The organism is Saprospiraceae bacterium (assembly GCA_016717265.1).
Classification (GTDB): Bacteria; Bacteroidota; Bacteroidia; order Chitinophagales; family Saprospiraceae; genus Vicinibacter.
This window is the reverse complement of sequence record JADKFX010000001.1, coordinates 3,044,053-3,057,179: the sequence shown is the minus strand read 5'-3', so window position 1 is coordinate 3,057,179 and position 13,127 is coordinate 3,044,053. Positions and strand designations below refer to the sequence as shown.

Below are 13,127 nucleotides of genomic sequence, written 5' to 3'. Positions count from 1 at the left end.
AATTTTATACGGATAATTTAGAGCTGGTATAAATTTTAAGCTATGAAAACATGGCAATTATTTTGTATTGATCAATCTTAATATAGTATTATTTTAAAAAGTTTTTGGTTAAAATTAGATTGCAATTTAAGCAGGTACACTCCAGGTAAGCTTATAAGGGATGTTTCTAAATGGTCGTTAAAGTATCCTGCTTGTATAAATTTGGTAGTTTGGAATAGAACATTACCTCTTATATCGAGTAGAGAATATTTTATTTGACAGTCATTCGAAAGGCTGCCTTTGATTTGAATATTGCTAGCATTTGGAATGTTCAAGATTTGAAATGAATCGAATTCATTTTTATCAATATTCATCAAATCCAAATCCAGTTCATTGAAATTAGAATCTATATATAATGCTTTGATGCCAAGCTCATCAAAATCCAAAATAGGAAGTTTATCTATATTTGTTTTTTTCTTCCAAATAATAGAAAATAATTCATTCTTAATTGCTAGTTGATCAAGAAGTGGATTTTTATTCCACACAAAATGAATTTTACCACGGTCTAAATCCATTAATGATATTTGATCTTCAGAAATATCAAGGGCTCCTTTTTTAAGCCCTGCATATGTATATAGATTCTGATCAAACATAAGCGTAAATTGCAAACCATTACAAGCATTTATTTCTTTAAAATGGAATGCGCTTTCCAAGGTATTTGAAACTATTTTAGTTTGATAATTTAATTTTGTCCGATACTTGGCGCGATCTTTTGTAGATTGTAAATTAGAGCAACGACTATTGAAATTCACATCGCCCATTTTGATTCCAATAAAATTCTGATTCTTGAAAGAACTATCTTTAATAATATATTTTCTGCAATAGTTAGCCCAGAAATTCACATTGGTATTAAAGGGTCCGGGAGTAATACTATCTGTTGGAATGAATAACCAATTTGGGACTTTGCTAAATTTAGGGTTGACTCCTAGAATCAATTTTCTTAGTTCTGAAATATCAGCGGCCGTTATATTGGAGCTCGCGTTTACATCAGCAGCTATTAATTTTAATGGGTCACTTATAGATTCTATCCCTAAAATATGTCTTTGAATTTTTACAATATCAGCCGTTGTTACACCATTTGTAAAATTATCATTTTTATGAATGCATAAGGTATATTCTCCTTGCTTAAATAAATCTTGGTATTGGATTTTATGTGAATAGTTTTCTCTTGAAAAATTGCCAGGGCCAGAAAGATTAATTGTTGCTTCCAATAAGCCTCCGTCAGGACATATGACATCTCCATTGATTTGATAAATAGGTGGGTCGCATCCGCCGCATATGTCTAAGTTGTCTTGAATAATAAGTGTTGTTTTGCAGGAATCTGTATTCCCAACCTCATCTTGCACCCACATAGTTAAGTTAATCAAAAGTTCATCGCATGCTCCTGCAGCTATAAAATCATGACAACAAATTTGAATGGAGTCCTTTTCTGGAACGCCGTTAAAATAGAATTTCAATTTATTTGAAGGTGTGACATCATCAAAACTTCCTAGGTCAAGGTCTTTTGCATAAATAACAACACAACCTTTAACCGGGATGGGCACAGTGATCACGCCTGTTAGACAATACGCTGTAGGAGCTTTATCTTGAGCTAAAACAGAAGTGGTAAAAAAAACAATAAAAAGACCTCCAAGTAAGGTGAATAGATTAAAATAAAATTTCATAGTAAGAAATTATTTAATATGTTAAATGAAGTAATTCAATTTAATGACTACATTATTTAAGCGTTGGAGGACTTGATTTCTAAGTACAAGTTACAATAATTTCTAATCATAAATTATTAAAATTCGGGATCTTTAATTAATTCCGATTAGTTCCTTAGATTTTCTAAGTATTGCAGGCTGTAGAGAGGCACTGTTTTTTTGTTTTAAATTTCAGTTATTTAAGGTAATTATAACTTATTTGGAAATACAATATTGTATTGGATAATCGTTGATTTTTTTTCCTCAGATTTGGAACTGCTGTTTTGCTTTTCCAAATAAACATATTTTACCGTTTTTACACTTGTGTCGATCACTGAATTTTGTAATTTAAATTGAATATTAAAAGTTTTATAAAAACGCACTTTAATATTCCGAACTTTAGCGATTTTAAATTTTAATAATTTTATTACGCGCATAGCTTCTTCGTCACATCCTAAACCAATTCCCGAAATCATTTTTGTATCAATGACTTCTCCCCGATGATTAATTTCAGCTTTAATAACGACCGTTCCTTCTATTTTTTTTGTTAAAGCATCTAATGGATATTTTAACTGTTGGTAAATAAACGCAGAGAGTGCTTTGGGCCCTCCTTCATATTCTGGGGTAGGTAGAAAGTCTTTCTTTTTAATTTCGTGTTTCAAATGGACTATTTAATTGTTTTTGGTTTGATAATATCTAAGGATAATTCATGTATCATTTTATTGAACCATACCAACTCATTTTGTTTGATTCTTTCGCAATAATTTAGTTGGTTTAGAATCAAAGAATCAATTTCTTTTCGAAATTCTTCTGCTTGATCTGTTGGTGGAAAAGATCCACCCTCAAATAATGCAGTCAAATGAGCTAATTTATTGGTGAGTTTTATTGGAAAATTTATGGGATCCTGACCACTCTTGCTTTTTGTTTGATACAATTCATTTTCAATAGCTGTAAAGCTACTGTCAATCGCTATTTTTAATTTAAAAATAGTATCCGTTTTTTTAGTTTTTTCTAAACGAGCTGTAAATTCTGATATCTGTGTTTTGATATCTCGCATTTGCAATATGGCCCTGTGTGCTTCATCAATTCGATTTCGGATGTTCTTAATAAATTCATATTGCTTTGTGATATCTGATTCAGAAACTGGATAACTTTTATCAGGTACAATTTCAAATTGTGTAGTTTCTTCAATATTTTTTCCTTTTAGAACAAGTTGATAATTTCCAGGTAAAGCTTTGGGTCCATTCATATTTGACCACCATAAAACCATTCCACTGAAATCCTTAGCAGGTCGCATTCTTGGATTAATATTGATTTTATTACATCCTGTTTTTAATTCAATTTTTTGTTCGTTTTCGACAGGAATATTGGAATAAATGGATAAGGTATCCTGGTTTTTATCAATACAATATAATTTAAGGGTATCTTTTGGATTGATGGTGTCTGAATAAAAATAGAGGGTAACTCCATTCGCATGATTCACACCTTCTGTTTTTGTATCAAAGGATCCTCCATCCATTCGAATTGCAGGTTTTGGTGTAAATATAAAATTTTGTTCATTTAATGAAATTGTATACAATTGTCTGAGAGGACTTAAATCATCAATCATCCAGATACTTCTGCCTTGAGTTGCTGCAATTAAAAAGTTATCTTTAATGACTAAATCTGTAATCGGAACCAACGGTAGATTGAGTTGAAACGATCTCCATCGGGCACCATCATCAAATGAAATATACATTCCATATTCAGTGCCTGCATATAATAAATCTTTATGGTTTGGATCTGCGCGCAACACTCTTGTAAAGTGATTGGATGGTATTCCATTGGTAATTTTTTTCCAAGTCTTTCCATAATCTTCTGTTTTAAATAAATAGGGACTAAAATCTCCATTTTTATAAGAAGTGGCTGTTATGTAACAACCACCATCCAGGAAGGGATCAGGTTCAATGCAATTGATCATAGTCCAGGTAGGTAAATTAGATGGAGTTATATTTACCCAAGTAGTACCGCCATTCTTACTTAAATGAATTAAACCATCATCGGATCCTACCCACAATAAATCTTTTACTCTGGGTGATTCGGCTGCTGCAAATAGGGTGCAATAATATTCTACGGATGTATTGTCTTTTGTGATTGGACCGCCGGAAGCTTTTAATTTGTTAGTGTCATTTCTTGTTAAATCAGGACTTATAGTTTTCCAGGTCTGTCCTTCATTTTCGGTAACATGCAAATGATTGGAAGCACAATACATTTTCTTAGGATTATGCGGGGAAAAGAAAATTGGAAAATTCCATTGAAAGCGATATTTTAATTTTTCGGCCCCATGACCTATTGGATTATCAGGCCACACATTAACACTTCTGCTAATTTTTCTGGAATGATCATAACGTGTTAAATAGCCGCCATAACTACCGCCATAAACAATTTCTTGATTTAATGGATCTACTGCAATGTGTCCGGATTCTCCACCCGCTGTAGGCTCCCAATCCTGGATTCCGATTGAATGTCCCGCGGTTCTGTGAGCAATTCGAATGGTGCTATTATCTTGTTGGGCAGCATAAATTCGAAAGGGATAATGATTATCGGTTGTAATTCTATAAAACTGTGCAGTTGGTTGGTTACTTTGAGGAGACCAATGTTTACCATGATCATCACTGATTTGTCCGCCACCATCATTCGCCACGATAATCCATTGTGGTTGTTCAGGATTAATCCACATATCATGGTGATCACCATGTTGCGTATTTACATGGACAAAATTTTTACCACCATCCATAGATTTATGTAAAGAAACATTTAGCACATAAATTATATTATCATTTGAAGGATCCACACAAAGTCTTGAAAAATACCAGGCTCGTTGTCGTAATTCGCGATTTCCATTCACTAATATCCAATTCATACCACCATCATCAGATCTGAATAATCCACCAGATTCGTTTTCAATCATAGCATAAATCCGATCATGATTTGAAGGACATACAACGACTGTGCTTTTTCCCCAAACACCTTCTGGCAGCCCTTTATTTTGAGAAATATTTTTCCATGTATCTCCACCATCTGTACTTTTCCAGATTGCAGAACCAGGGCCGCCACTTGATAATTTATATGGATTCCTTTGCACATTCCAGGTAGTTGCAAATACTATTCTTGGATTTATGACATCATATATTAAATCAATTGCACCCGTACTATCATTTACAAATAAAACCTGAAGCCATGTTTTACCTCCATCTTTTGATTTATAAATCCCTCTGTCTTTTGTTGGTTTATAGATGTTGCCAAGAGCTGCAACAAGAATAACATCAGCATTTTTGGGATGTGTACGAATTCGGACAATATGTTTTGTGTTTTCTAAACCGCTTTTAATCCAACTTTTTCCACCATCTTCTGATTTCCAGATACCATGACCAGAACTGACATTTCCTCTAACGGTTTCTTCCCCTTCACCAACTAGAATTACATTTGGGTCAGCGGCTGCTACTTCTATAGCACCAATACTTCCGCCGAAAAATCCATCAGAAATATTTTTCCAATGAGCACCTGCATCTGTTGTTTTCCATATTCCACCTCCAGTGGTTCCCATATAGAACTCCTTTTCTCTCTTTTCAACGCCAGTAACTGCACAGGATCGTCCACCTCGGAACGGACCAATGGATCGCCATTCCATTGCTTTATAATATTTTTCATCAAAACGATCTTGCGCAATAATTTGAAGGCTTAGGAAAAAGAAAAGTGTAAATAATAATTGAAATTTCATAAAGCTGGAATAATAGTATTGATTTTATAACATTAAATATATATAAACCCATCCGACAAGATAGCCAGCAAATGCCAAAAGGGTAATTTTTTTGAAGTACCATTGGTAATTAATTTTCTCAAGGCCCATGGCTGCAACACCCGCAGCAGAACCGATGATTAAAATGCTTCCTCCCGTACCAGCAGCATATGCTATTTCATGCCAGAAGTGGTGATCCATTGGAAGTGAATACATACCAATCGCACCCGCTACTAAAGGTACATTATCGATGACTGCTGACAATAATCCTAAAACAAAAGCGATACCCGATTGATCTGGAATATAGTTGCTTAAAACATTTGCAAGTTCGGTAAGTTGGCCAATGTTTTCTAATGCAGAAATGGCTAATAAAATTCCAAGAAAAAATAAAATACTTGGAATTTCAATCCTCGATAATGCATTCCTAACAGATGGTTTTGCCGAATCTTTAAAGGGTGGATACAAATTTGGAAAGTCTAATTCTGAAATCAACCAAAGTATGGCTAACGCACCCATCATACCAACAAAGGGAGGTAAATGGGTTACAGATTTAATTATGGGTACCAGAATTAATAGACCAATACCGAGAAACAAATAAAATTTTGCAGACCGTGGAAGTTTTTCTATGACGAATTCAGTTTTTACACTTTTACCTTTGAACCTATCGAAAAAAGATACAATTATAAGCGGCACTGCAATACATAAAATAGAAGGAATGAATAAAAACTTTATTAATTGTAATGTACTTACTTTATGATCTATCCAAAGCATGGTTGTGGTAATGTCGCCAATGGGGCTCCAGGCGCCTCCTGCATTTGCAGCAATTACAATAAAACTGGCAAACCAAAGTCTATCTTCAGCATTATGAATTATTTTTCGAGTAAGTGAAATCATCACTATTGATGTGGTTAAATTATCAAGTACAGCCGATAAGAAGAAACTAAGTAAACTGATCACCATTAATAAAATAAATTTATTGCGGGTAGTTATCCATTGGGAGATTACTTTAAAGCCTTGATGCATATCAACCAATTCTACAATAGTCATAGCCCCTAAAAGAAAAAATAAAATAGCAGCAATTTCACCCAAATAGTGCAATAAACTTGTAGAAACTAAGCTTGTATCAGTCCCTTGAGATTGGAACAAGGCAATAACAATCCAAGAACATACTCCTGTAAGGATTGCACTTACGGCCTTGTCGATTTTTATATTGTGTTCAAATATAATGAGTAAATAGCCAATCAGAAAGATGAGAGTTACCGCCAAGTTCATATTAAGAATCCGTATATTTTAATATGCAAGGTAAGAACAATCATTGCAATTTATAGGGCTTCATTTGTAGCCAAATAGGGAAGAAAGCCCATAAATCGGATCCCTTTGCTACCTTTGCGGTTCCATGTTAAAATCGGTTAAAATCGGATCTGTTGTATTGCCGGAGTTTCCACTCTTGTTAGCTCCAATGGAGGATGTTAGTGACCCACCTTTCAGAGCATTATGTAAAGAACAGGGTTGTGATTTAATGTATACGGAGTTTATATCTGTAGAAGGATTGATCCGGGATGCTGAAAAATCGCTGCAAAAACTTGATATTTATGATGAAGAAAGGCCCATTGGCGTGCAAATTTTTGGAGCAGAATATGAATCCATGATGAAAGCGGCAGAAATTGTAGAACGGGCGAATCCAGAAATTCTCGATATTAATTATGGTTGTCCGGTACAAAAAGTAGTATGTAAGATGGCAGGTGCCGGTATTTTGAAGGATGTTCCTAAAATGGTAAAACTAACAGAAGCCGTTGTAAAGTCGACCAATTTGCCAGTAACCGTAAAAACAAGATTAGGTTGGGATGACAGCATGATATTTATTGAGGATGTTGCTGAAAGGCTGCAAGATATAGGGATTAAAGCACTTACGATTCATGCAAGAACCCGATCTCAAATGTATAAAGGCGATGCAGATTGGAGTTGGATCGCTAAAGTAAAAAACAATCCAAGAATTCATATCCCGATATTTGGCAATGGGGATATAGATAATCCTCAAAAAGCACTGGATTATAAAAACCGATATGGGGTAGATGGAATTATGATTGGACGAGCAAGTATTGGATATCCCTGGATATTTAGAGAGATTAAACATTTTCTTAAGACAGGTAATTACCTTGATCCTCCGACGATCATTGAACGTGTACATGCTGCAAAAACGCATCTTTCAAATTCCATAAAATGGAAAGGAGAAAAACTCGGAATTCTTGAAATGAGAAGACATTATACAAATTATTTTAAGGGTCTTGCCAATATTAAAGAGTATCGGGCGCGATTGGTTGCGGAGTCAAATCCGGAAATATTATATGCTATTCTGGATCAAATGCAAGAGGAGTATTCAATGGAATTAAGTTGTGTTTTATCAGAATGAATCAATCATTAATTTTCAATCTTAGTCCTTCAGAAAACAAGATACTTTCAATCATTTCGGAGAGCGGTGCCGAATTAGGTGTACAAGTATTTGCTATAGGCGGATATATTCGGGATAAAATTATTGGTAGAACATCTAAAGATATTGATATTGTATGTTTGGGTGATGGTATAAAGTTAGCAGAATTAGTTGCTTCAAAATTCAGACCTACACCAAATGTAAATGTTTATAGTCGATTCGGTACTGCGATGATAAAACATAAGGAATTGGAAATTGAGTTTGTTGGTGCACGCAAAGAATCTTATCGTTTAGAATCGAGAAAGCCCATGGTTTCAAGTGGCAGTTTACAGGATGATCAATTGAGGAGAGATTTTACAATGAATGCAATTTCAATTAGTTTAAATCCTGAAAATTATGGTGAAATTATTGATCCATTTGATGGCATGAAAGATATTGAATCTAAAATTATCAGAACGCCTACGAATCCAGATCAAACATTTTCGGATGATCCATTGCGAATGATGCGAGCGATCCGATTTGCTACACAATTAAATTATACAATTGACGAAACAACATATCATGGAATCATCCAATCTAAAAGTCGGATTCGGATTGTTTCAAAGGAGCGAATTACAGCTGAATTAGAGAAAATTCTGGAATCACCAAAACCTTCAATAGGTTTTGATTTATTGTTTAAAACAGGTTTATTAGAATTGATTTTGCCGGAAATGGTTTTGCTACACGGAGCTGAATATCAAGACGGAAAAGGACATAAAGATAATTTTTATCACACCTTACAAGTAGTAGATAATTTAGCCGCTAAAACAGATAACATTTGGTGCAGATGGGCAGCTGTTTTTCATGATATCGCAAAGCCACAGACGAAACGCTATGACAAAATAAATGGGTGGACATTTCATGGGCACGAAGCATTGGGTGCGATCATGGTGCCCCGAATTTTTAAAAATTTGCGTCTACCATTGGACAATAAAATGAAATATGTGCAAAAATTAGTGCGATTGCATTTGCGTCCAATTGCCTTAACTCAAGAAGAAATTACAGATTCTGCATTAAGAAGATTATTATTTGAAGCCGGTGAAGATTTGGAAGATTTATTGATGTTATGTGAAGCCGATATAACATCAAAAAATATAAATAAAGTAAATCGTTATTTAAATAATTACCAAATCGTTCGGGAGAAATTATATGAACTCGAAGAACGAGATCGAATTCGAAATTGGCAGCCACCCATTTCTGGTGAAGATATTATGAAGTTATTTGGCATTGGTCCAGGAAAGGAAATTGGTATTATTAAATCATATATTCGCGAAGCAATTTTAGAAGGTCAGATTCCTAATGAACACGATGCGGCATTCAAACTTATGCTTGAAAAAGCAAAGGAATTAGGTTTGGAATTAAAAGCTGAATAATATTTCCCTATGATTGATAATTTCTTATAAACCTTAAGCAATAGATTTATTGCTCCTGTTACTTCATACTAATAATTTTCAATTCTACGCGTTGATTTTTAAGCCTTCCAGCAGAAGTATCATTGCTGGCGATTGGAACTCTTTTGCCATATCCCTTAAATTGAACCTGATCTGAGGAGATCCCTTTTTCAAATAAATAGCCTGCAACATTTTTTGCTCTGGAAGTACTGAGTCGATCGCAATAATCATGGGGTGGAATACCATTCGTGTGACCACCAATTTCAACTACAACATCTTTGTTTATTGAAAGGAAATCAAAGATTTCATTGAGAACTGCATAGGATTCTGGATTTACAGATGCAGAATCCGTCAAAAAGAATAGTTGATTAATTTGTAAGGTCTGACCAATAGATATTTTTTTGCGATCCAGTTCTGCAATTACTTTTGGTTGATCTATATAAATATTTTGAGTTTGCGTACAATTGTTTTGATCAATAACTTTAATGGTTTGTTTTCCAGCTCCCAAATTAGTATTCGTCAATGAAGTTCTTCCATTCGGCCATAAAATCCGATAGGGTGGTGTGCCTCCGGAAATTGCAATCGTAGCTTTACCATCCTTTTTGCTAACTTCACTCACGGGAGTTTTTGAAATGGTTGTTATGAGTATTGGTTCGGGTTCCTTAATATTAATATTGGCGGTATATTCTTCACCTTCTGCATCGATTACTTGAATTTGATAATTCCCTGCACCTAAACTATCATTCCTTGTACCACTTAAGCCGGTAACATTCCATTTGTAACTGTAAGGCGTTTTTCCACCTTTTACAATAACTATAATTTCAGATGATTTTTCCCCAGGACATTTTATTTCACCTTTACTATATGCAATAACATTAAATTTCTCTTCTTCATTATCTAAAATATCAATCCGAAATAAGCCGCGATCAGCAGTCCCAACCCATAAATCATCATTTTTATCACATGCGAGGGAAAGTGTTTGTGCCGAAACAAATCCATAGTCTTCATCAATTTGCAATGCTTCATCTTTATATGGATCAAATTGTACAAGAATTTCTGAAGCAATATAAATACGTCCTTTACTATCGGATGTTAAGGATCTAACAGGCCCTTTACTAAGACCCCGTTTTACAGCACCATCTTGCCAGCGTTCTCGACCATCTTCAAAATATACCAACCACATTTTACTTTCAGCCAAAAGCCAGACTCCTTCAATAGTCGCAATGGCTCCTGTAAAACGATATTGCTTTTCATAAACATCCCAATCCTTCTTTTCAATTTTTACAATTCCATTGTCTGTTCCAATCCAAAGTCTATCATTTTGATCGGTGTACAAATTATTTATTTGATTGGATGGAAGTTTTGAATTTTTAATAGTGTAATGATTGAGAATTTTTCCTTGATCATCTGAAACCTTAAACAAACCTTCATTGGTGCCAACCCAAAGATCTCCTTTGTAATAAGCCATACTGGTTATTTGTGCTTTGGTTTTTTCCATCAATATATTTTGAGTATGGTCTTCCGTTTGTAATTGTTGATTACGGTTACCATACCATACGATCTGTTTTTTATCTTCTGCCAAACCCATAATAGAATCTTCTACAATTTTTTCTGGATCCATATCCATAGAAATCATTCGATATAATCCTTTATCAGTTCCAAGCCATTTATAATTTTGTTTATCGATTAAAATGGAACGGACAGCTTCTTCTGAACCCATTTTTTGATAATTTTCAACGATGGCTTTCGGCTCTGTTTTTTGAGAACTAACGATAGTAATGAATGTAATGCAACAGAAAAGACTTAATGCGAATTTATTCATGGCGGCACAAATTAATTGAATCCTTAATTAAAAACGGAAGATTCGTTTATTTTAGTTTAATAAAGGGCTTAACTAAGCCATCCTAATTTTTGGATATTGAGTAATTACAGGATCCAAAAATCTGATTTTTTTAATTTTAAAGCGAAAGGCGATGGAATGTGAGTATGTAATAATTTTTAAACTTTATATAAATCCTCTTTTTACCTCGAAATTTTATCGTGAAAGCGATTGAAAAATTATTTATATTTTAATTAAATTGATTGAAAATCAATATAGTAGATATAACTTATTACAATTATATATAATATGATCGAAACACACAATTAACAATTATTTTAAATCTGGGATTCAAACATTGAATTAATCTTATATTAGCCAAAATATTCAAACGAATGAAAAATCTATTTAAAGTTAAACCTATTCAGGATCTCCATTCGGATGCCTTGGATACGGAACAAGGATTAAAACGGACACTCACGGCTACTAACCTGGTAAGTCTTGGAATAGGAGCTATCATAGGAACTGGTATATTTGTTTTAACGGGGACTGCTGCTGCTATACATGCTGGTCCGGCAATTGTACTTGCGTTTATTCTTTCCGGTATTGGATGCGCTTGTGCAGGATTATGTTATGCTGAGTTTGCTTCTATGTTTCATATATCAGGAAGTGCTTATTCTTATTCTTATGCCACCTTAGGTGAATTTGTAGCATGGATTATTGGTTGGGATTTAGTCTTAGAGTATTTATTTGGAGCCTCCACAGTTGCTGTCGGTTGGTCAGGCTATTTTATTAGTATTTTAAAAGATTTTGGTATTTATATTCCGCCTCAATATACCGCATCCACAGGTACTCAATTGATTAATGTTCCCAATGAAGGCTGGCAATCCATTTCCGTTGGTTTGACGGAGCGATTGACCGCGGCCAATGTAGATATTAATTCCTTGCAATCTGTTTCTGCATTATTCAATTTACCAGCGGTATTAATCATTGCTTTGTTAACTGTTTTATTGGTGATTGGAATAAAGGAATCAGCTAATTTTAATAATATTATTGTATTGGTGAAATTGGCAGTTATTGTCGCTTTTATTGTTTTTGGATTTAGTTATGTATCTTCAGAAAATTGGATCCCGTTTATACCAGAACGTATCATTGATACCAGTGGACAAGGACATTTTGGTTGGTTTGGAATTGTTTCTGCGGCTGGTGTGATTTTCTTTGCTTATATAGGTTTTGATGCGGTTTCTACATTGGCACAGGAAGCGAAAAACCCACAAAAAGATATGCCTACAGGAATTTTAGGTTCATTAGTTATTTGCACTATTCTCTATATTCTGGTAGCCTTAGTGATGACAGGAATAGTAAGTTATAAAGAGTTAAATGTGCCAGCTCCAATTGCCTTAGCTATTGATAAGACGGGAGAAGGTTTGTCTTGGTTGCGCTTCCCAGTAAAATTAGGTGCAATAGCAGGATTGAGTTCAGTTATTTTAGTGATGTTAATGGGTCAACCAAGAATCTTTTTTTCAATGGCAAAGGATGGATTACTTCCTGCATCATTTGCAAAAGTGCATCCTAAATTTCAAACTCCATATATTACAACCATTATAACCGGTGTTGTTGCAGCTTTTTTTGCAGGAATATTACCCATTAATATATTAGGTGAATTGGTTTCTATAGGAACATTATTGGCATTCGTAATAGTTTGTGCTGGTATTATTGTTTTAAGAAAATCAAAACCGGATCTTGAACGACCATTTAAAACTCCTTGGGTACCATTTATTCCTATTGCCGGTGCTTTGCTATGTTTATTGCAAATGTTTGGTCTTCCCATGGATACCTGGCTTCGGTTAATTATCTGGATGGCAATAGGATTTGTTATTTACTTTTTATATGGTTATAAAAATAGTCGTGTTCAAAAAATGAAGTAGGAATTATATTCCTGATTTTTAAT

At 34.3% G+C, this 13,127-nt stretch carries 8 protein-coding genes; 3 read left to right on the top strand and 5 right to left on the bottom strand.

Annotated features, from left to right (window positions below; translation table 11 throughout):
* Nucleotides 1-77 precede the first annotated feature (77 nt).
* The 4 genes from IPO86_11940 to nhaD form a co-directional block, all read right to left on the bottom strand.
* Nucleotides 78-1,703 carry a T9SS type A sorting domain-containing protein gene (locus tag IPO86_11940; protein MBK9728816.1) on the bottom strand — a complete coding sequence of 542 codons (1,626 nt, stop codon included), beginning with the start codon at nt 1,701-1,703 and terminating at the stop codon, nt 78-80.
* Nucleotides 1,704-1,930: 227 nt separating this feature from the next.
* Nucleotides 1,931-2,383: a TonB family protein gene (locus IPO86_11935; GenBank protein MBK9728815.1), complete on the bottom strand. Its 453-nt coding sequence runs from the start codon at nt 2,381-2,383 to the stop codon at nt 1,931-1,933.
* 5 nt (nt 2,384-2,388) lie between these two features.
* A complete protein-coding gene (locus IPO86_11930) occupies nt 2,389-5,481 on the bottom strand; it encodes a glycosyl hydrolase (GenBank protein ID MBK9728814.1) in 3,093 nt (1,030 codons plus the stop codon).
* Nucleotides 5,482-5,505: 24 nt separating this feature from the next.
* Nucleotides 5,506-6,771, bottom strand: a complete 1,266-nt coding sequence (gene nhaD / locus IPO86_11925; GenBank protein MBK9728813.1) for a sodium:proton antiporter NhaD — start codon at nt 6,769-6,771, stop codon at nt 5,506-5,508.
* Nucleotides 6,772-6,895: 124 nt separating this feature from the next.
* On the opposite strand from nhaD, the gene dusB reads away from it, so the two are divergent.
* Nucleotides 6,896-7,909 carry a tRNA dihydrouridine synthase DusB gene (gene dusB / locus IPO86_11920; GenBank protein ID MBK9728812.1) on the top strand — a complete coding sequence of 338 codons (1,014 nt, stop codon included), beginning with the start codon at nt 6,896-6,898 and terminating at the stop codon, nt 7,907-7,909.
* Entirely contained in the window at nt 7,906-9,339 is a 1,434-nt protein-coding gene (locus IPO86_11915; protein MBK9728811.1) for an HD domain-containing protein, read from the top strand. Before dusB ends, IPO86_11915 begins: the two co-directional genes overlap by 4 nt.
* A 58-nt stretch (nt 9,340-9,397) precedes the next feature.
* Here IPO86_11915 and IPO86_11910 read toward each other — a convergent pair whose 3' ends face one another.
* Complete coding sequence (locus IPO86_11910; GenBank protein ID MBK9728810.1) at nt 9,398-11,179, bottom strand: OmpA family protein; 1,782 nt, start codon at nt 11,177-11,179, stop codon at nt 9,398-9,400.
* Nucleotides 11,180-11,571: 392 nt separating this feature from the next.
* Here IPO86_11910 and IPO86_11905 point away from each other — a divergent pair, with 392 nt between their 5' ends.
* The gene (locus IPO86_11905; GenBank protein MBK9728809.1) at nt 11,572-13,104 is read left to right on the top strand and encodes an amino acid permease; all 1,533 of its coding nucleotides are present in this window, start codon (nt 11,572-11,574) and stop codon (nt 13,102-13,104) included.
* The last annotated feature ends 23 nt before the right edge of the window (nt 13,105-13,127 follow it).

Bases quoted from the DNA above. Each gene is read 5' to 3' on its own strand.
- IPO86_11940 (MBK9728816.1), bottom strand. From the start codon at position 1,703: ATGAAATTTTATTTTAATCTATTCACCTTACTTGGAGGTCTTTTTATT.
- IPO86_11930 (MBK9728814.1), bottom strand. From the start codon at position 5,481: ATGAAATTTCAATTATTATTTACACTTTTCTTTTTCCTAAGCCTTCAA.
- nhaD (MBK9728813.1), bottom strand. From the start codon at position 6,771: ATGAACTTGGCGGTAACTCTCATCTTTCTGATTGGCTATTTACTCATT.
- dusB (MBK9728812.1), top strand. From the start codon at position 6,896: ATGTTAAAATCGGTTAAAATCGGATCTGTTGTATTGCCGGAGTTTCCA.
- IPO86_11915 (MBK9728811.1), top strand. From the start codon at position 7,906: ATGAATCAATCATTAATTTTCAATCTTAGTCCTTCAGAAAACAAGATA.
- IPO86_11910 (MBK9728810.1), bottom strand. From the start codon at position 11,179: ATGAATAAATTCGCATTAAGTCTTTTCTGTTGCATTACATTCATTACT.
- IPO86_11905 (MBK9728809.1), top strand. From the start codon at position 11,572: ATGAAAAATCTATTTAAAGTTAAACCTATTCAGGATCTCCATTCGGAT.